Source organism: Acutalibacter sp. 1XD8-33 (assembly GCF_003612555.1).
Lineage (GTDB): Bacteria > Bacillota > Clostridia > Oscillospirales > Acutalibacteraceae > Acutalibacter.
Window position 1 is genome coordinate 19,139 of sequence record NZ_RAZF01000021.1, and the last position, 18,436, is coordinate 37,574.

The 18,436-nt window shown below is 49.5% G+C and carries 18 protein-coding genes; 15 read left to right on the top strand and 3 right to left on the bottom strand.

Annotated elements, in window-relative coordinates:
- Window positions 1–11: 11 nt before the first annotated feature.
- Both dnaN and dnaA read right to left on the bottom strand, forming a co-directional pair.
- Entirely contained in the window at window positions 12–1,115 is a 1,104-nt protein-coding gene (gene dnaN / locus D7X94_RS12580) for a DNA polymerase III subunit beta (RefSeq protein WP_120428036.1), read from the bottom strand.
- Window positions 1,116–1,870: 755 nt separating this feature from the next.
- On the bottom strand, window positions 1,871–3,178 hold the full coding sequence (gene dnaA / locus D7X94_RS12585; RefSeq protein WP_120428037.1) for a chromosomal replication initiator protein DnaA: 1,308 nt from the start codon (window positions 3,176–3,178) through the stop codon (window positions 1,871–1,873).
- A 219-nt stretch (window positions 3,179–3,397) separates the two neighbouring features.
- On the opposite strand from dnaA, the gene D7X94_RS12590 reads away from it, so the two are divergent.
- From D7X94_RS12590 to D7X94_RS12600, 3 genes are all read left to right on the top strand, one after another.
- Window positions 3,398–4,324: an HAAS signaling domain-containing protein gene (locus tag D7X94_RS12590; RefSeq protein ID WP_120428038.1), complete on the top strand. Its 927-nt coding sequence runs from the start codon at window positions 3,398–3,400 to the stop codon at window positions 4,322–4,324.
- A gap of 425 nt (window positions 4,325–4,749) precedes the next feature.
- Complete coding sequence (locus D7X94_RS12595; protein WP_120428039.1) at window positions 4,750–5,496, top strand: hypothetical protein; 747 nt, start codon at window positions 4,750–4,752, stop codon at window positions 5,494–5,496.
- Window positions 5,490–5,792 (top strand): PadR family transcriptional regulator, encoded by a 303-nt coding sequence (locus tag D7X94_RS12600; protein ID WP_120428040.1) that lies wholly within the window; start codon window positions 5,490–5,492, stop codon window positions 5,790–5,792. The genes D7X94_RS12595 and D7X94_RS12600 overlap by 7 nt, the downstream gene beginning before the upstream one ends.
- Window positions 5,793–5,871: 79 nt before the next feature.
- Here the strand turns inward: D7X94_RS12600 and D7X94_RS12605 are convergent, their stop codons facing one another.
- Window positions 5,872–6,876 (bottom strand): Stealth CR1 domain-containing protein, encoded by a 1,005-nt coding sequence (locus D7X94_RS12605; protein ID WP_120428041.1) that lies wholly within the window; start codon window positions 6,874–6,876, stop codon window positions 5,872–5,874.
- 239 nt (window positions 6,877–7,115) lie between these two features.
- Here D7X94_RS12605 and rpmH point away from each other — a divergent pair, with 239 nt between their 5' ends.
- The 12 genes from rpmH (at window position 7,116) to D7X94_RS12665 (ending at window position 17,683) form a co-directional block, all read left to right on the top strand.
- The gene (gene rpmH, locus D7X94_RS12610; RefSeq protein WP_009064849.1) at window positions 7,116–7,250 is read left to right on the top strand and encodes a 50S ribosomal protein L34; all 135 of its coding nucleotides are present in this window, start codon (window positions 7,116–7,118) and stop codon (window positions 7,248–7,250) included.
- 163 nt (window positions 7,251–7,413) lie between these two features.
- Complete coding sequence (rnpA, locus tag D7X94_RS12615; RefSeq protein WP_120428062.1) at window positions 7,414–7,761, top strand: ribonuclease P protein component; 348 nt, start codon at window positions 7,414–7,416, stop codon at window positions 7,759–7,761.
- Window positions 7,762–7,782: 21 nt separating this feature from the next.
- The gene (yidD, locus tag D7X94_RS12620; RefSeq protein ID WP_120428042.1) at window positions 7,783–8,010 is read left to right on the top strand and encodes a membrane protein insertion efficiency factor YidD; all 228 of its coding nucleotides are present in this window, start codon (window positions 7,783–7,785) and stop codon (window positions 8,008–8,010) included.
- 108 nt (window positions 8,011–8,118) lie between these two features.
- The gene (locus D7X94_RS12625; RefSeq protein ID WP_243111309.1) at window positions 8,119–9,180 is read left to right on the top strand and encodes a YidC/Oxa1 family membrane protein insertase; all 1,062 of its coding nucleotides are present in this window, start codon (window positions 8,119–8,121) and stop codon (window positions 9,178–9,180) included.
- 24 nt (window positions 9,181–9,204) lie between these two features.
- Entirely contained in the window at window positions 9,205–10,167 is a 963-nt protein-coding gene (gene jag / locus D7X94_RS12630; RefSeq protein ID WP_120428044.1) for an RNA-binding cell elongation regulator Jag/EloR, read from the top strand.
- Window positions 10,168–10,343: 176 nt separating this feature from the next.
- Window positions 10,344–11,729: a tRNA uridine-5-carboxymethylaminomethyl(34) synthesis GTPase MnmE gene (gene mnmE / locus D7X94_RS12635; protein WP_243111310.1), complete on the top strand. Its 1,386-nt coding sequence runs from the start codon at window positions 10,344–10,346 to the stop codon at window positions 11,727–11,729.
- Between the two features lie 9 nt (window positions 11,730–11,738).
- On the top strand, window positions 11,739–13,637 hold the full coding sequence (mnmG, locus tag D7X94_RS12640; protein WP_120428045.1) for a tRNA uridine-5-carboxymethylaminomethyl(34) synthesis enzyme MnmG: 1,899 nt from the start codon (window positions 11,739–11,741) through the stop codon (window positions 13,635–13,637).
- Between the two features lie 19 nt (window positions 13,638–13,656).
- On the top strand, window positions 13,657–14,370 hold the full coding sequence (gene rsmG, locus D7X94_RS12645) for a 16S rRNA (guanine(527)-N(7))-methyltransferase RsmG (protein WP_120428046.1): 714 nt from the start codon (window positions 13,657–13,659) through the stop codon (window positions 14,368–14,370).
- A 178-nt stretch (window positions 14,371–14,548) separates the two neighbouring features.
- A complete protein-coding gene (locus D7X94_RS12650; protein WP_158591017.1) occupies window positions 14,549–14,986 on the top strand; it encodes a GNAT family N-acetyltransferase in 438 nt (145 codons plus the stop codon).
- Between the two features lie 81 nt (window positions 14,987–15,067).
- Window positions 15,068–15,868 (top strand): ParB/RepB/Spo0J family partition protein, encoded by an 801-nt coding sequence (locus D7X94_RS12655; protein WP_120428048.1) that lies wholly within the window; start codon window positions 15,068–15,070, stop codon window positions 15,866–15,868.
- A gap of 156 nt (window positions 15,869–16,024) precedes the next feature.
- Window positions 16,025–16,798, top strand: coding sequence for a ParA family protein (locus D7X94_RS12660; RefSeq protein ID WP_120428049.1), 774 nt, complete (start codon window positions 16,025–16,027; stop codon window positions 16,796–16,798).
- 9 nt (window positions 16,799–16,807) lie between these two features.
- A complete protein-coding gene (locus D7X94_RS12665; RefSeq protein WP_120428050.1) occupies window positions 16,808–17,683 on the top strand; it encodes a ParB/RepB/Spo0J family partition protein in 876 nt (291 codons plus the stop codon).
- The last annotated feature ends 753 nt before the right edge of the window (window positions 17,684–18,436 follow it).

Here is an 18,436-nt window from a genome sequence, read left to right on the forward strand (position 1 = left end):
ATGACTCTGCTCTAATCGTTTTTCAGCCGTACCGGCAGCACTAGAAATAGAAAACTCTCTCCCTCTTTTGGCTGTATGGTCATAGGGCTCAAAGGCCCGCTTAACCCTATCCGGATTTCATCGCATTCTGTGTTCCGCAGCGCGTCTAACAGATAGCGGTTATTAAAGCCGATTTCCACGTCCTCGCCTTCCATAGAGACGGAAATTTCGTCGCTGGCACGACCCATAGAAGTGGTGCACAGCAACTTAACTTCATTATCAGAAAAAACGCATCGTATGGGACTTTTAATCCGGTCTGTAATCAAAAGGGAAACTCGCTCCACGCTTTCAATGGCCTCTCGGGATTTCAATACCACATTGGTCTTGCTGCTGGTGGGAATGGTAGCTTTATAGTTGAGGAATTCCCCTTCCAGCAGACTGGAAATCACGGTATAATTGTCTATTTTAAAAATAATATGCCGCTGGCCTGCGGAAATTTCCAGCGCATTTTCTGAATCTTTCAGAAGCTTCAGCACCTCCACCAGAGTTTTCCCCGGCACCACAAAGGAGAGCTTCCCAGGATATTCAATAGTCTCCGTACGCTTTGCTAGCCTGTAGCCATCCACCGCCACTACGTCCAGCTGTCCCTCTTCAATATGGAACATGCTGCCCTGATGGATAGGTTTCGCGTCACTTTCCGCTACAGCGAACACAGTCTGCCGGATCATGCTTTTCAGAACGCCGCCAGGCAGCTGAAAAGTTTCTGATCCGGTTACCTGGGGCAGTTCCGGAAATTCCTCCGCCGGGATGCCAATGATGGCAAATTTGCTGCACCCGCTTTCGATGGAGGCCATATCCTTCTCGTCTACAGTGACTTCAATGGTATCGTCCGGGGTTTTCCGCACAATGTCGGAGAAGATTTTGGCGCTGAGTACGGATTTTCCCTCCTCCTGTACCTTAGCGGGAATGACTGTTGTAATGCTCAGCTCCATATCATAGGCGCAGAGCTCCAATTGGTTTTCCGCGGCCTTTAGCAGGATGCCTTCCAAAGCGGGAATGGAGCTTTTCGTGGAAACCGCTCTTTGTATATTGGAAACCGCTTCTGTGATGTCGCTTCTATTGACAGTGAACTTCATGTTTTTTTCCTTTCTTAAGAGAATTTTTAAGTGATACGGAGCAGACGGTAGCAAGAGTTCGTTAGACTTCGTCGCTCTCAGAAACTATAAGTTTTGAGAATTTTTATGGGGGGAACGGTGCGCGGGGCAGCTTGGCGACAGGCACACAGCCAGACGGGAACTTTAAGCCGGAATACTGCGCCCATAGCTGGCTTACTCCGAGACTAGGAAACTTTTTGCAAGAGAAAAAAGTTTCCTCTTGGCACTACGTGCCAATTCACCTTTAAAAAATGCGCTTCTAAGGTGTTTAAGGTCGTGGAGCTCTGCTCCACACCTCGCCAGGGGTTAGGCCACCCCTGGACCCGGCAATGTGCTCGGCTTTAGCGCACTCAGCTAACCAGCGTAAAAGTTTCATCCACCTTTTTAAAGGTGGTAGGGGTGGAGGGGGGGTGACAATCGCCAGTGGCGATTTCCCGTCGCCGACCGAGCCGGCAGGCGAGACTCGAAGCCCCTCCCGCCGTAGACGCGTCCTTTACGGCGGAGGCCACACAGTATTACTCTGAAAAAATATTCTTTTCTTCTTTCTAAGATTTAGAAGTAGTAATAGGGCCTGTGGAAACTGTGGAGAACAGGGAAAATCCCAGAAATTTCCTGGGTGTCCAGGTCGAAAGAATTTCACTTTCCCCTGTGGACAAGATGGTGGACAAGTGGAAAGGCAATCTGCTTTTCCACGGCCGGTTGAGATTGTGTTGGTGGAATGTTGAGGAAAAGTTGAATTACCTGTCCCGGATGTTTTTGATGATATCGTTTACCGTGTCCCGGGTGTGGCTTTCCTTTTCCAGCTTATCCTCCATCTGCCGCAGAGCGTAGACTACTGTTGAATGATCCCGGCCGCCAAAAGTCTCGCCAATCTCCACCATGGGCATCTGGGTGATGTCCCGCACCACATACATGGCCACCTGTCTGGCCTTGGATACCATGGCGTTGCGCTTTTGGGAACAGATATCCTCCGGGGTGACCTGATAAGTCCTGGCCACCTCTTCGATGATCTTTTCTACAGTGACGGGGGTGGGCTGAGAGTTGTTGATAATGTCGCTGATGGCTGTTTGAGCTGTAGCGATATTTACTGGACGGTTTTCCAACAGATGGAAGGCACGCAGCTTTTTGACGGCTCCTTCCAGCTGGCGGATATTGTTTTTCAGTTTGTTGGCCATGTATTCACATACATTTTCAGGAATATCAAAATCAAAGCTCTCGGCTTTCCGGCGGATAATGGCTACCCGGGTTTCAAATTCCGGTGCCTGTACGTCTGCGGTGAGACCCCACTCAAAGCGGGTTTTCAGCCGGTCCTCCAGGGTTGCGATATCTTTGGGAGGACGGTCTGAGGTAAGGACAATCTGTTTTTTTGCCTCATAAAGGGTGTTGAATGTGTGAAAGAATTCCTCCTGGGTAGAAACCTTTCCGCCGATGAACTGGATATCGTCTACCAAGAAAAGATCCGCATTCCGGTATTTGCTTCGCAGCGCGGAAGTGGAGCCTCTGGCAATGGCTTCGATCACTTCGTTGGTAAAATCCTCGCTTTTTACGTAAACCACACTGCGGTCTGGAAAATTGTTCTGAAATTCTTTTGATACGGCGGAGAGCAGGTGTGTCTTGCCCAATCCGGAATTGCCATAAATGAAGAGCGGGTTATATAATAGAGCCGGCTTGCTGGCTACGGCCTGGCAGGCGGCGTGGGCAAAGCGGTTGGAAGGCCCTACCACAAAGGTATCAAAGGTGAGCTCATAGCCCTCGTCAGAAGGCGTGTCCTTTTTTGTGGGTGCGGCCGGTTCTTCTCTGACGTAAAGGGAAAACCCGATATTATCTCCGAAAACGTTTTGCAGGGCCTGCTCTAAAAGATCGCTGTAGCAGCGTAAAAGGGTTTGCTTGTGAAAGTCATTTGGGGCCTCGATAATGGCCACGCCATTTTCAAAGTCCAGCGAAACGGGCTTCAGCCTGCTGAACCAGGTTTTATAGGCCACGTCTGTAATTTGCGATTTGCAGTAGTCGCAGATAATCTCCCATGCCTGATCAAAAGAATCCAAGAAAAGCACCCTCCAATTTTCATTTTTTCCCCATTTTTTGCGGCGCTTCAAACTTCCCGCAATTTTATTATGTGAACTAGTATAGCACACTTGCGGCTGTTTTTCAAATATTTTTCAACATTCCTCTTGACTTTTCCGGGAAACCAGACTACTATATTATTAACAGTAATATTTTTGACAGTAGATGTGAAATATCAGCAGATAAAGGAGGAATACAAGATGAAGGGTTTTCCATATCTAAAGGAGCTATCGCTGGAGGCAAGGTGGTTTCTGCCACATCAAAAAGCCGTGGATTTGATTGAGGATTATCAAGAGCTTTTGAAGGAGCTGGGAGAGGAGGAGGTGAGGAAACGGTTCGGATCGCCAAAAAAATTGGTGCGGGAATTCTCTCAGCCATTCCAGCGGCGGCGATGGCATATTGTCTTGGGGTTGCTTTTGTTCTGCTCTCTCATTCCGATCCTCTATAGCCTTATCCATTTCTACGCGGTGTTCGACAGCCATTTCGCCATGGACATTCTCGCGGCGGGATTTGTCCTGTGGGCAAGTCTGGAGATCCTGTGGGAGCGGCGGAATTCCTGGAGCTCCAGAAATATTTTTCCGCCCAAGCCGGTTTCCCTTCTGCTGGAGGCCGTGCCGTGGCTTCTGGCGCTGCTGGTTCTGTTTCTGCGCCCCGCAGAGGGGGGATGGTGGATCTATGATGTGGAGCTCTACCTCTTGATCGCCGGAGTCCTCTCCCTGGGATATTTCGGGTTTTCCAAGCTGGGGGCTATGCCAAATTCCCTGATCGCCGCTTTTGTGGGAGCTTTCCTGGTTACCGGGGGAATCTATAGCTTTTTCTGCTATCTCTGCTTTACCAAGCTGGAGCTTCTTGTGGCCCACACTGCGGAGATGTACTACATTTTCTATGCCCTTCTGGTTCTTTTGACGCTGGCGGCGCTGGTATCTCTCTTCCTTGCCAGGATGCGGGAGCGCCGGTGGCGGGGCGTATTCCTGATGACGCTGCTGGGGGTGCTCCTCTGCTTCAGCCTGTCGCGAACGGCATACTGGGTGGATGAAGGGCAGGTCCCTCAGGTTTTGCCGCTGCTGAACCTTTTTAGGGCGTTTTCGGTGCCGGGATTTCTCATGGCCCTTGCGGGGCTGGTCTAAAAGAATAAGACCTTGGAGGCTCTGAGTCTCGCCTGGTCTCGTCTGCCGACTCGGTCGGGTCAGAACGCTCCCCACTGGGGAGCTTCCCCGGATCGGTCGGCGATGGGGAGAGCAAAGCATTGCTCTTCGCCATTGGCGATTATTGCCCTCCAAACCTCCGCAACCTTTGAGAAAGGTAAGACTTCGTAAAACGAAGTCTACGAAACATTTTACCCACTCCTCGCTTTGCTCGTCGCGAACAATTTAGTTGTTTTGGCTGAGCTGACCAGGGTAAAAGTTTTTGATCAAACTTTTTTCAAAAAGTTTGCGAGGTGTGGAGCGGAGATCCATGGTCTTGCCGTAGGGCGCGAACTGTGCGCCCGGAGGCCTCATATTACTCAAAAAAATGTGATCTGGACACTCTCAGTGATAGGAGGAAATATAACATGAAAAAAATCGGTTATTTCACAAAGCTGTCCCTGGCGGCCCGGTGGTTTCTGCCCGAGACGGAGGCCGGGGCCGTGATCGAGGATTACCGGGAAATTCTGGCGGAAATGGGGGAAGAGGAGGGGGAGAAAAAATTCGGCCCGCCGGTGAAGGCCGTCCTGAAAATCGCGGACAAGCGGTCTGTGGCGGCGTGGCATCTGGCTTTCGCGGCCATGGCGGTGCTGACCTTGTTTCAGGCCCATCATGTGGCCTGCCATGAATATTATCCCATGGTTTCCCTGGCCTTCAATGTCATGACAGGGGGGATCTTGTTCTTTTCCCTTCCCTGGGGGCCGTGGAAGAATCCCTTTTCCCAGCTGAAACAGTCCAAGCCTCTCTTGGCGTCGGTGGCGGTCCTCCTGGCACTCATCCTGGGAATTCCCCTGCTGTTCGGCGGGCTGAACTGGAAAGCCATGAGCGGGACTCTGCTCTTTTTCGCTAGGCGTGGCTTTCATCTCTTTGAGATCCCCAGGTATGTGCCCATCTTCTCCGCTATATTCAGCGTTGGATCCATCGTCCTGGCCAGGATTGCCAGCCGCCGGTGGAGGGCTCCGGCCATTCTGGGCCTGACTTTGATTACGGAATGTCTTATCATTATCTCGGTGGTGGGAAACATGGATCCGGCGGCTGGAGTCCGGGAGGAGTCTGGCAGCCTTCTGGCCGTGATTGTGCTGGGCCTTTTCGGGGCGGGAGCGGGACTATGTTGAAAAAGGACTTGATGCGCCTGTGTATGCTCCACCTACTCACCTTGCAGGACCGGTACGGCTATGAGATGCTCACTCTTCTCCATGATGTTTTTCCAGATACTCAGGAAAGCGCTATTTATGCTTTACTGCGGGAACTGTGCCGGGAGACGCATACAGAAAGCTATTATGGAGAGGTATCTGGCGGGCCGGCACGGAAATATTACCGGATTACCTCCAGTGGAGCAGGCATTTATCATCAGCTGCTTTCCCAATGGCGGGCTTTGAAAGAAGCTTTGGATGAACTGGGAGTGGAGTGAAGAAATCCCCCTCTCTGAATGGATTGAGGGGGATTTTTACTTTGGATAAAAATTGTATTTAAACAAGCCGAGCTGAAAACTACTTCTCAAAAGAACATTTTTCCGGCAGTATTTCCTGAAAAGCTCTGCGGATTTCTAAAATGATATTATCTATATTTTCTCTGTCAAGATGGATGTCATTAATACATAGAACCTTCTTTTTTTGAATTTTAATGGCATAAATTAGCTTCGAGCCGCTTTCTGGTATCTCATAATATCCTAAATCTCGCTTTACATTTCTGGGATGGAAATTACCAGATATTTTTTGCCATTCTCGGAAAAGGCGGATAGAGATATCCGTATTGCTGCGGAAACGGTTGGCGGAAATCCTTATGAAATTCTCTTTTTCTAATTCCCAAAGTTTCTGGTATGTGGATTTTAAGAGGGGATACGGACCATGTACTGTGTACATACCGGTATAAGAGGGAAAAGCCATCTCTAAAATATTATAAAAAAAGTAGAGCGGTGGATAGCCGATATGAAAATACTGCCTAGGATGCTCGGCGGCCTTTTTCCTTTTCTTGAAATATTTGCAGAGCACCAGGATATCGTTTAAGTATAGATATGACATAACGGGATTCTCGGGATTGGCTACAACGGGCTGAAAGGCCAGCATGTCGCAGGGCTTTCCATTTTTAAAGTAGTTTTTTGGATGAACAGGCTGTGTTAAGTAGAAGTCATCATTAAAATAGACAAATTGTTCTGAGAGGCTTTCTATCTGGTGCATCCACAGTTCGATGACATTGCTGTTAAAAGTGGGGAGGAACTCCTCAGGGATATAGTCGGCGTGCTTTACAATATGGAGCTTTGGATTTTCCGTGTTTAGCCAATGTGGAAGATGCCCCTCTGTGACAAAGTGGACTTTTCGTACCCAGGGGGCAAATTTTTCCACGCCTCTGAACCAATATAGCAACAGCCCGTAGTCCTGGTAGCGGCATTCGCTGTTGTCTGTATCTGTGCCGGGGGTATACTGCGCTCTGCGTTTTTGCCAGGCTTCGTCCTGCCCGTTTACCCATGTGACCACGAAATCAATTTCTTCCCGCATCTTCTCCCCTTCATTTCGTAAAATTTCTACTGTTTCATTATACTATATTTTTATCACGATAAGCAAGAGAGAATCGGTAATTTTGGGAAGGAATCCCGGTATTTCAAGGGCGAAAACAAAAATTTATCCCGGGAAAGTCAATTCAAAGGGATTTCCTTTAAATTTTATGTTGACATAAGGGGGGCATTTAGGGTATAATCTGAAATTGCAAGGGATAAGCCCGAAAGGAGGGACTTTTTATGCTGAGAACCTATCAGCCGAAGAAGCTCCATAGAAAAAAGGAGCATGGTTTCCGGAAGAGAATGTCCGATCGGAACGGACGTAAGGTACTTGCACGCCGCCGTGCGAAGGGCAGAGCGCGTCTTTCTTATTGATTGTAGCTCTCTGTTTTGCAGGTTTGCAAGGTTTGTCGTAAGGTACTTTGCATGTCGCCGGGCAAATGGCAAAAGGGCGTTTTCTTATCTTTCCGGCGCTTAAAGGTCACCTCGCGTGGCCTTTATTTGTTATGGCGGTTTTGATGTTTTGGGGGCTTTGCTTTTGAATAACTTGGTGTCTCTTTGTAAAAATAACGATTTCCGCCGGGTTTACGCGAAAGGAAAAAGCTATGTTTCTCCTGTGGTAGTTGTGTATGTATTGAAAAACCGACGCAAGATACTGCGTGTAGGAATTACCACCAGTAAAAAGATTGGAAACGCTGTACAGCGCAATCGCTCTCGCCGGGTGATTCGGGAGGCTTTCCGGCAGATTATGCCGGGGGTGAAGTCTGGTTTTGACTTGGTTTTTGTGGCCCGAGGGCGTACGCCTTTTGTGAAAAGCACAGAGGTTCAGCGCCATATGGAGAAGCAGCTGAAGGCTGCCGGGTTGCTTTTGGACGGATCTCAATAATGGTCTGGCGGCAGAAGTACTATGAAATTTATTTTCATTTATTTGATTCAGTTTTATCGGAAGTATATTTCTCCTAGGACGCTTCCTTCTTGTAAATATATCCCCACCTGCTCCCAATATGGGTTGGAGGCTATTGAACGGTTTGGGGCACTGAAGGGCGGTGCGCTCACCTTGTGGCGGATTCTTCGATGCAATCCTTGGAGCCGGGGTGGATTTGACCCGGTACCTGAAAAAAGAAAGAAAACTTGAAAAACAGCTGGGAAAATCAGGTATTGGTTGTGAAGTAAATTTTAAGATTGGTTTGGAAAAAATAAGTCTGGCCACACGGTCCGAGGAAAGAGGAGATACTACTCTATTATGGCTATTTTTAATTTTTTTGGCAGTATTCTAGGTTATCTGCTATGGTTTTTGTATTCTATTTTTAAAAATTACGGTGTGGCTATCATACTCTTTACTGTTATTTTGAAGGTATTGATGTTCCCAATGTCTGTTAAGCAGCAGAGGAGCATGGCTTCTCAATCCAAGCTGGCGGAAAAACAAAAGGAACTGCAGAAGCGGTATGCCAACAATCAACAGAAGTATAATGATGAGCTGATGAAGCTCTATGAAAAGGAAGGCGTAAATCCGGGCAGTGGCTGTCTGACTACGCTGATTCCATTTCCAATTATGTTGGGTATTTTCTATAGCGTTATTATGCCTCTTTCCAATACGCTGCATATTGCCGCTGAAACTGTTCAACAGGCTACGGATTATATTTCCAGAATACCCGGCGTGGCTTCGGCAACAGGGTTGGGCATGTATTCGGAATTGCAGATTATCCGGCATTTTGAGGTTCTGAAGCCTAACCTGACGATGTTTTCCCAGAATGATTTGGAAAGAATCGAGTTTTTTTCTCATGGATTCAAGTTTTTGGGGTTGGATTTGCTTGCTTCCCCTCAGGGGTCCAGTTTTCTGACCTTTTTGTGGATTATCCCGGTTCTGTCCTTAGTACTTAGCTTTGGTACTCAATTTTATAGTAATAAGGTGATGGGTCAGGCCTCTCAAACAGGCTGTACAAAGGCCATGATGTATGTATTCCCCTTGATCAGTGTTTACTGGGCTTTCATTATGCCGGCGGCAGTTGGTATGTATAATATTATTTCTATTGTTACCAGCTTTTTGCAGACGATGGTGATGAACCGGTATTTCAGCAACGATCAGCTTACCGCTACGGCGGAGGCTCGCAGGGCTGTCGCTTTGGAATTGGCTGAGGGAAATGTGCGCCCTTTGCCTGCGGCTCAACAGAAGCTCATTGCGGATAAGTTGACCGCGGTTCCACAGCAGAAACAGGCAAAGGAGCAAGGAAAGCAGAAAGCCTCTCAAAAGAAGAAGAAATCTGGGTCAGGGGATAGCGCCAGCTATATGGGAAGTAAAAAGTAAAATGAAACGATTGGAGGAAAAGTCATGATTAGAGAAGCAATCGCAACAGGCGACAACGTGGAAGTTGCCTTTGCCAATGCCTGCCGGGAATTGGGCGTGGATACTACGGATGCCGGCTGTGAAGTTTTGGAAATGCCTCAGAAGAAAACATTGGGAATTTTTGGCGGTAGGCCGGCCAGAGTTCGTGCATATATTGAGGTACCAGATCCGGTTGTAAAGCCGGTTGTTCCCGAGATGAAGCCGGCGCAGCAGAGTCGCCGGCCAGTAGAGGCTTCTGCTTCCGTGCCAGAGAAAGCCAAGAAGCCTAGATCTTCCGGCAGCGTGGACCCGGCACAAGATGCGGCAGATTACCTAAAAACTGTTTTAACCTGCATGGGTCTGGGGGATGCTACAGTGACAGTCGAGAAGGGAGAGTCTGGTGCAGAGCTGACTCTGAGTGGCGAGGATGTCGGCTTTGTGATCGGGCACCGGGGAGAAACGCTGGATGCTTTGCAGTATCTGGCCTCTTTGGTTGCCAACCATACGGATGGATCTTATTATCGGCTGACGCTGGATGTGGGAAACTACCGGGAAAAGCGCAAAGAGACTTTGGAAACCCTGGGAAGAAAAATGGCTTATCGTGCGGTAAAAACCGGAAGAAACTCGTCTTTGGAGCCGATGAATCCCTATGAACGCAGAATTATCCATACGGCGGTACAGGCAGTGGATGGTGCAAGATCTTGGAGCGAGGGGGAGGATCAGGCCAGGCATGTTGTAATTGGACCAGAGGGCGGCGAACGGTTCCCGTCCCGCAGGGACGATCGCAGAGACAACCGCCGGAATGGCCGCGGTAACTATAATGGCGGTGGCCGGGGATATGACAGGGACCGCAGAAATGGCGGCAAATCTCAGAGAAATTCCCGTTCCGGAGGAGCTCCCAGAGCCGAAGGGCCAAAGTCTGATGATCCGGGCGCACCTATTTATGGTAAAATAGAGGCGAAGAAGTGAGATATAGTTAACGCGGTTTGGAAGAGATAGTTCACTCTTTTTGAACTGGCGGGGAGCCGTTTACTTGAAAATCGATGAGTACCGGTTTTTAAGCGTGTTTACTATAGCACTGAAAATTGCGGGGCGGCTTTGGCTGTCTCGCTTTTTTATAGCTTGTTAGGGAGATAGAAGAAAGTATGATGATTGGAACAAACAATATGGGCGGTACGATTGCCGCAATCTCTACCGGCCAAGCTCCCGGAGGCATTGGGGTGGTGCGGATTTCCGGACCTCATGCCTTTGAGATAGGAGAAAAGGTTTTTTGTCCGGCATATGGCAGACATCTGCGTGATTTGCCGGGATATACGGCGGCTTTTGGAAAAATCCAGCGGAATGGGAAAAAGGTGGACGACTGCGTAGCTTTGGTTTTTCGCGGTCCGAAAAGTTATACTGGAGAGGATGTGGTGGAGTTTTCCTGCCATGGCGGGCTGTATTTGACCCGGCAGGTGCTTCATGCCGTTTTAGATGCCGGCGCTAAATTGGCTGGCCCAGGGGAGTTTACCCGTCGTGCATTTCTGAATGGAAAGATGGATCTTACTCAATCTGAAGCTGTGATGGCTTTAATTGGCGCGGAGGGAAGCCGTGCGGCTTCTCTGGCCTGTGCGGCAGAAGGTGGAGCTTTAACCAGCAAGATTGAATCCCTTGCTCACCGCTTGGAGGATCTGTTGGCGCATTTGGCCGCCTGGGCTGACTTTCCGGAGGAAGATGTAGAAGAGGTAGCTTCCGATAAGGTGGAAGAGATCTTGAAAAACTGTGATTCTGCCATAACCCGGCTGTTAGCGGGTTTTGAAAAGGGAAAGTTGGTGCGGGAGGGAATTCGTACGGTGATTGCCGGGCGACCGAACGTGGGAAAATCTACCCTGATGAACTTATTGGTGGGTGGGGAAAGATCCATTGTAACTCCCTATGCTGGTACAACGCGGGATGTGGTGGAGGAAAAGGTTTCTCTGGCGGGAGTTCCGCTGCTTTTGGCGGATACGGCGGGAATCCGGGATTCATCCGATCCAATTGAAGAAATCGGGATTGCGGCCAGCAGAAGGCGTTTAGAAATGGCTCAGCTGGTCTTGGTAATTTTTGATGGCTCTCAGGAGTTGATGCGCGAAGATGAAGAATTGATGGATTCTCTTCCTTCCGTGCCGGTGATCGCTGTGGTAAACAAGTCCGATTTAGACCAGAGGATTGATCTGAAGTTTCTCAAGAGGCGTTTTCCTTCTTTGGTGTTGATTTCTGCTAAAGGAGGGGAAGGCCTGGAAAAATTGGAAGAGGCTCTCTCAGATCTTCTTGGTACAGCGGAGTTAGATTTAGTGGGAGGGGAGCTGTTTACAGACCGGCAGCATTCCGCGGCATTGGCTGCGGAAAAGGCCTTGCGGGAAGGGTTGGAAGCGCTCTCTTTGGAGATGCCTTTGGACGCGGTGACTGTCTGTGTGGAGGATGCTCTTGGTGCGCTTTATGAACTTACCGGACAAAGAGTTTCCGATGAAATTGTAGACAAAGTTTTTGACCAATTTTGTGTGGGAAAATGAGGAGTGGCGATGGACAATCGGTATGACGCGGGAATGCTGGATGTGGCGGTAGTCGGCGCGGGACATGCGGGCATAGAAGCTGGATTGGCTGCGGCAAGGCTGGGATGTAAGACAGCAGTGTTTACCATTAATTTGGATGCGGTGGGAAACTGTCCTTGTAATCCAAGTATCGGCGGCACGGCAAAAGGTCATTTGGTACGGGAGATTGACGCTTTGGGAGGGGAGATGGGAAGAACCGCAGATGCTTGCACCTTGCAAAGCAGGATGTTGAACTTGGGTAAGGGCGCGGCCGTCCACTCTTTGCGGGCCCAAATTGATAGAAATCATTATGCCCGAATCATGAAGCACAAATTGGAGCAATGCCCCAATTTGTTGCTTCGCCAGGCTGAAGTGGTGGATTTGATTCCGGATGGTTCCAGATGGCGGGTGGTAACCCGGCTGGGTGCGGTCTATTCGTGTGGCGCGGTTATTCTTTGTACCGGCACTTTTTTGGGTGGAAAGGTCTTTGTAGGGGATGTTTCCTATGAAAGCGGCCCGGATGGAATGTTTTCTTCCGCTTTTTTGCCGGATTCTTTGAGAAGGTTGGGAATATCTCTGCGGCGTTTTAAAACAGGAACTCCCGCCAGGGTGTTAAAATCCTCCATTGATACCAGCGGGTTAGAAGTTCAGGTGGGAGATCAACCTGTGATTCCCTTTTCCTTTGACACAGAGGATCAGCTGGTGAACAGAGAAGTCTGTTATATCAGCTGGACGAATGAGAGAACCCACCAGGTCATTCGGGAGAACATTCATCGCTCTCCCCTTTATGGTGGTTCAATAGAGGGAATCGGGCCCAGGTATTGTCCCAGTATCGAGGACAAAGTGGTACGTTTTCCAGATAAATCCCGACATCAGCTTTTTATTGAGCCATGCGGCGTAGATACAGAGGAGATGTACTTGCAGGGAATGAGCTCTTCTCTGCCTGAGGAGGTGCAGCGGGATTTTTATCGGACGATTCCAGGCTTGGAGCATGTGGAGATGATGAGAAGCGCCTATGCCATTGAATATGACTGCTGCGATCCTTTGGAGCTAGCGGCGACTTTGGAATTTCAAGACTTGCCTGGTCTTTATGGCGCCGGGCAGTTCAATGGCAGTTCTGGCTATGAAGAGGCGGCGGCGCAGGGATTGGTGGCTGGAATCAATGCCGCGTTGAAATTGCAGTGTAAGGATCCTTTGATTTTGGATCGGGCGGGTTCGTATATCGGCACTTTAATTGATGATTTAATTACAAAGGGAGTGTCGGACCCTTATCGGATGATGACTTCCCGCTCGGAATACCGGCTGGTGCTAAGGCAGGATAATGCCGATGAGCGGTTGACTCCCGTTGGCAGGCGTTTGGGCTTAATTTCTGACCGGCGCTGGAAAAAATTTACGCAAAAGCAAGCGGCGAAGCAGCGGGAACTTTATCGGGTGAAGAACACGCATTTGCCGCCCAGTGAGGCGCTGAATCAGATTCTTGTTTCACGTGGAACAAGCCCGGTAAGCACGGGAGTAAAACTGGGCGAGCTGTTGAAGCGCCCTCAGATTTCATATCAGGACTTGGATGGAGTGGATTGCGATCGGCCGGAACTGCCTTTGGAAATACTGGAAAGCGTGGAAATTGAGCTGAAGTATGAGGGATATATCCGCCGGCAAAAAGCTGGTATTGAAGAAATGCGCCGGGTAGAGAGCAAGATTCTTCCAAACAATATAAATTATCAGGAAATCAAAGGCCTGCGGCTGGAAGCGGCTGAAAAGCTGTCAAAAGTCCGGCCGCAAAATATTGGCCAAGCCAGACGAATTTCTGGGGTAAGTCCGGCGGACATCTCTGTCTTAATGATTTGGCTGGCGGTCTATAAAGACAGCGGAAGAAATGCTGAAGTTGAGTGATAGCGAAAAGGGGGAGAGTATGGTAGATATACAGGATCATTTAGTCCAGATGGGAAAGAGTCTGGGGGTGAAAATCTCTCAAGAGCAGGCAGGACAATTTCAGATCTATATGGAAGCTCTGCTGGAATGGAATGAAAAGTTAAATCTGACGGCAATTACGCAGCCGGAGGAAATTATTGAGAAACATTTTTTGGACAGTGCAACCGTGCTTTCCAGCTGTAAGATAAAGGAGAATGGGAAGCTGCTTGATGTGGGAACCGGGGCGGGCTTTCCTGGAATGCCCATAAAAATTTTGCGTCCTGATTTGCAGGTGACGCTGCTGGATGGTTCTCAGAAGCGCTTGCGATTTTTAGAGGATCTGTGTGAAAGATTGCATTTATCCTGTGAACGAGTTCACAAACGGGCGGAAGAAGCGGGTCTGGATAAGGCTATGCGTGAGAGCTTTGACTTGGTAACTGCTAGGGCGGTAGCGCCCTTGCGAATTCTCTGCGAGTACTGTCTGCCCCTGGTAAAAATGAAGGGTTTCTTTGTGGCAATGAAAGGTCCTGGAGCAAAAGAGGAGTTGGGGGAGTCTCAGAAGGCTCTGCTGCTGCTGGGTGGCAATCAGGTGGAGGTTAAAACGTTCTCTTTGCCTACAGCGGGGGAGAGAAATCTGATTGTGGTGAGAAAACTGAGCTTTACCCCAAAGGCCTATCCTAGACATGGGGGAACTATTATAAAGCATCCCTTATAGGATAATATCGCAAAGCATTTGTAAATCAGTATTTGCCTACTTTTAGTTGGACAAATCAATGCCTGGTTCAAAAGAAATTTTTACCTCTTTTGAATCATGTCGGCTATAGCAGTTACAGCCCATGAAAAATAGAATTTCCGGATTGATGAAGCGAAGCGGTAGGAGAAAGGAGAATTTGATGAACTGCATTTTGCGAGAAGCGACTCCCACTGATGTAGAAGGACTGGACCGGGTGATGCGGGTAATCAGCGACGGTCCGGGTGACCAGAAGAAAATGGCGGAGCAAATTGAAAAAATGCTCAGTGAGGACCAAAAATACCTATTGGTAGCGGAAAATTCCGAGAGCGGGGAAATTGTAGGGAGCCTTCTGGGTGTTGTTTTTGAGGATATCTGTGGAGATTGCCGCCCCATTCTGCTGGTGGAAAATGTGGCTGTTCTGGAAAGCTGCCAGGGACTGGGAATCGGTAGACAGATGTTTCAGGAGATCGAGCGTTGGGGCAGAGAGCGGCACTGTCACTATGAAATGCTTGTTTCAGGTTTGAATAGAACCGGGGCCCATAAGTTCTATCAAGCCCTTGATTTTCAGGAGGTAAAGGGCTTTAAAAAGTATTTATAAAAAATTTTTTTTGCCGACAGATTCCAACAAAGCCCGCATATCCGGTGTAGTAAAATAAGTCTTGCAAGGGAGGTGTGGCGGATGTTTACAAAGGACAAGCTGAAGCTGGTGAAACTGCCCCTGAATAAGATCTTGCCCAATCCCTCTCAGCCGCGGAAGATTTTTCAGGAGGACGAGCTTCGCAGCCTGGCCCAAAGCATCATAGAAAACGGGCTTTTACAGCCGGTAACCGTTAGGCGAGAAGGAAGCATCTATTATCTGATCGCTGGAGAACGACGGCTTCGGGCCTGTAAGCTGGCTGGGTTGAAAGAAATTCCCGCGATTCTTTCTGACTGTGAGCCGGAGGACAGTGCGGTACTTGCTTTGCTGGAAAATGTCCAGCGGCGGGACCTGCAAATGTTCGAACAGGCAAATGCCATTCTCAGTCTGTTGCGAGAGTGGCAGATCACACAGGAAGAAGCTGCCCGGCGGCTGGGTATGAGCCAATCCTACTTGGCGAATAAGGTGCGATTATTGAAGCTCAGCCCCGAGGAACAGAATGAGATCATTCGCAATAAGCTGACAGAACGACATGCGAGAGCCCTTTTACGGGTGGATGATATTGAATTGCGGCAGAAAATCCTGCGCGCGGTGATTGCACGAGGATTGAATGTAGCTCAGACAGAAGAATTGATTGCCGGTGCTTTAAGCCCAAAAGAGCCTGTGCGAAAGGCAAAGCGTACCTTTGTAGCCAAAGACATCCGCTTGTTTATCAACACCATTGACCATGCGGTAGACGCCATGAAAACAGCTGGAATACAAGCCCAGACGGAGAGAAAAGAGACAGAAGAGTATATCGAGTGCGTCGTACGCATCCCTAAATTATCCAGAGTACAAGTTTAACCCATTCCCTTATTCATTTCCCACAGAAGGCGGCCGGAGCGGAAAAGCTCCGGCCGCCCGCTTGTGTTTCATGTGAAACATTTTATTTTGGGCTAGCATTGCGGAGAAAAATATGCTATAATATTCGAAGCAAAAGAAAGGATCGGAGAGAAGCGAATGGGTAAGATAATCGCAATAGCAAATCAGAAGGGCGGAGTGGGAAAAACCACCACTGCGGTGAATTTGGGAGCCGCCTTGGGAAATTTGGGGCAGAAGATCCTTCTGGTGGACGCGGACCCTCAGGGAAACTCCACTAGCGGCGTAGGAATCAACAAGCGAAACTGCCAGCAGACCATATACAATGTGGTAATCGAACAATCCAAGGTAGAGGACGCCATCTATAAAACAGAATTCCAGAACCTGGATATTCTGCCTGCCAGCATTGATATGGCAGCGGCGGAGATCGAGCTGGTAACTGTGGAAAAGCGAGAGGAGCGGCTGAAAGAGCCCTTGTCCGCCATTCGTGGCAATTACGATTATATCTTGATTGATTGCCCGCCCTCCCTGGGACTGATTACCACCAACTCACTGAACGCAGCGGATACTATTCTGATCCCCATCCAATGCGAGTTTTACGCTCTGGAAGGTCTGTCTCAGCTGATGAATACAATACGCCGGGTAAAAAGACAGTATAACAATTTACTGGACCTGGAGGGGGTTTTGCTCACCATGTACGACGGCAGACTGAACTTGACCCAGCAGGTAGTGGAGGAAGTGAAAAAGTACTTCCCGCGAAAGGTGTTCAAAACGGTGATCCCCCGAGCAGTGAGATTGTCCGAGGCGCCGGGATTTGGTCAGCCGGTACAATATTATGATAAATCCTCCAAGGGAGCGCAGGCCTATCGGGAACTGGCTGAAGAAATTCTTAAGGAAAAGAATAAGAAAGGATAATATGTGAGCATGAAAAAAGGAGGCCTTGGTAAGGGGCTGGATGCCATTTTCGCAGAAAACGCCGCTGAGGGCGGCGAAGGCGCCGTTACGGTGCGGATTGATGATATCGAACCAAACCGGGACCAGCCCAGAAAGGAATTTGACAGCAGGGCGCTATCAGAACTGGCAGAGTCCATTGCTCAGCATGGAGTGCTGCAGCCGCTGCTGCTTCGGCCCATGGTCAGTGGCGGGTACCGGATTGTAGCTGGAGAACGACGCTGGAGGGCTTCCCGAATGGCGGGCCTAACAGAGGTGCCTGCTGTGGTCCGGGAAATGTCCGACAGCGAAGAAATGCTCTTCGCTCTGATCGAAAACCTCCAGCGGGAGGATTTGAGCCCCTTAGAAGAGGCCAGGGGCTATCAGCAGCTGATTGAAACCCAAGGCCTGACCCAGGAAGAAGCGGCGTCTGCGGTGGGAAAGTCCCGTCCGGCAGTGGCAAACGCCCTGCGACTGCTGAACCTGCCGGAAGACATCCAGGAAATGGTAGAGCGGGGAGAGCTTTCCGCTGGTCATGCCAGGACCCTGTTGAGCTTCAAAAATGAAGATACTATGCGGGAAGCGGCGCAAAAAGCAAAGGCGGGGGCCTCTGTCAGAGAGCTGGAGGGGCTGGCAAAAAAGACCGCGGAAGAAAAAGTTATTTCGCCTCCGCGATCTACAAAGCCCGGCCAGCTTTATGAGCGCTATTACGCGGAAGCTCAACTGGCAGTCAGTGATTGCCTGGGCCGAAAGGTAAAGGTGGCGGGCACAAAAAAGAAGGGAATTTTGCAAATCGAATTCTACGGCCAAGAGGACCTGCAAAACCTGCTGGTAGATCTGAAACTCCAGGACGGCCAGGGGGAGACGTAAGGCCGTGGGGTTGTCTCAGTTGCCGCTTCGGTCGGCGACGGGAAATCGCCGCAGGCGATTGTCGCCCCCACACCCCATAAACTTTTTGAAAAGAAGTTTAAGACGTTACCTTCGGTAAGTCTCAAAAACTTTTACCCTGCTTCCTCACTTCGTTCGTCGCAAACATTTTACGTTTTGGGGCTAAGCCAATCACCGTAAAAGTTTCGTCGTCTCACCTGTCGGTTCGGTCGGGTCGGTCTCCACCGGAGACCAGCGCCCTTTTCAAAGGTTGCAGGGGCTTGGGGGTGAGCGTTCTGCCGGATACTTGGCAAAGCCAAGTATTGCAGACCATGCTGCGAACCGACCGAAGCGGCAGCTGAGACTCAACGTCCTCAAGGTCCTGACCTTAACACCTGAGAAGCGCAATTTTTGCGGGTGGTGAATAATAGGTTAACGCTCGCTGCGCTCGGTTAACTATACAAGAGGGGTGCGGAGAGTTCATCCCGTATAACGAGACGAAACTCTTTTGCAACTGAATAAAAAGCACCCCTGGAAACCGGAACCAGCCAGCGGCGAACGTTCGCACCCAGCCCGGCGAGTTTTCCGCAGGAAAATGGAAAGATAAACCGAGCCGTGCGAGAGTTTATCTTTTTGACACCACGGCGAAACTCCGTTATATCCTTTCGCCCTTGCTTGGCGCGGTGTGCCCAGCCCTGTGCTCCGCAATCAGCCGGCGCGCGCACCTACGCGCCCATATAAAAATATCAATTTCCA

What these genes read in the sequence shown, in the direction of transcription:
- D7X94_RS12655 (WP_120428048.1), top strand. Translation starts at nt 15,068, where the DNA reads ATGTTTACAAAGGACAAGCTGAAGCTGGTGAAACTGCCCCTGAATAAG.
- D7X94_RS12605 (WP_120428041.1), bottom strand. Translation starts at nt 6,876, where the DNA reads ATGCGGGAAGAAATTGATTTCGTGGTCACATGGGTAAACGGGCAGGAC.
- D7X94_RS12595 (WP_120428039.1), top strand. Translation starts at nt 4,750, where the DNA reads ATGAAAAAAATCGGTTATTTCACAAAGCTGTCCCTGGCGGCCCGGTGG.
- D7X94_RS12660 (WP_120428049.1), top strand. Translation starts at nt 16,025, where the DNA reads ATGGGTAAGATAATCGCAATAGCAAATCAGAAGGGCGGAGTGGGAAAA.
- mnmE (WP_243111310.1), top strand. Translation starts at nt 10,344, where the DNA reads ATGATGATTGGAACAAACAATATGGGCGGTACGATTGCCGCAATCTCT.
- D7X94_RS12625 (WP_243111309.1), top strand. Translation starts at nt 8,119, where the DNA reads ATGGCTATTTTTAATTTTTTTGGCAGTATTCTAGGTTATCTGCTATGG.
- yidD (WP_120428042.1), top strand. Translation starts at nt 7,783, where the DNA reads ATGAAATTTATTTTCATTTATTTGATTCAGTTTTATCGGAAGTATATT.
- rsmG (WP_120428046.1), top strand. Translation starts at nt 13,657, where the DNA reads ATGGTAGATATACAGGATCATTTAGTCCAGATGGGAAAGAGTCTGGGG.
- D7X94_RS12650 (WP_158591017.1), top strand. Translation starts at nt 14,549, where the DNA reads ATGAACTGCATTTTGCGAGAAGCGACTCCCACTGATGTAGAAGGACTG.
- mnmG (WP_120428045.1), top strand. Translation starts at nt 11,739, where the DNA reads ATGGACAATCGGTATGACGCGGGAATGCTGGATGTGGCGGTAGTCGGC.
- D7X94_RS12665 (WP_120428050.1), top strand. Translation starts at nt 16,808, where the DNA reads ATGAAAAAAGGAGGCCTTGGTAAGGGGCTGGATGCCATTTTCGCAGAA.
- rpmH (WP_009064849.1), top strand. Translation starts at nt 7,116, where the DNA reads ATGCTGAGAACCTATCAGCCGAAGAAGCTCCATAGAAAAAAGGAGCAT.
- D7X94_RS12590 (WP_120428038.1), top strand. Translation starts at nt 3,398, where the DNA reads ATGAAGGGTTTTCCATATCTAAAGGAGCTATCGCTGGAGGCAAGGTGG.
- jag (WP_120428044.1), top strand. Translation starts at nt 9,205, where the DNA reads ATGATTAGAGAAGCAATCGCAACAGGCGACAACGTGGAAGTTGCCTTT.
- dnaN (WP_120428036.1), bottom strand. Translation starts at nt 1,115, where the DNA reads ATGAAGTTCACTGTCAATAGAAGCGACATCACAGAAGCGGTTTCCAAT.
- D7X94_RS12600 (WP_120428040.1), top strand. Translation starts at nt 5,490, where the DNA reads ATGTTGAAAAAGGACTTGATGCGCCTGTGTATGCTCCACCTACTCACC.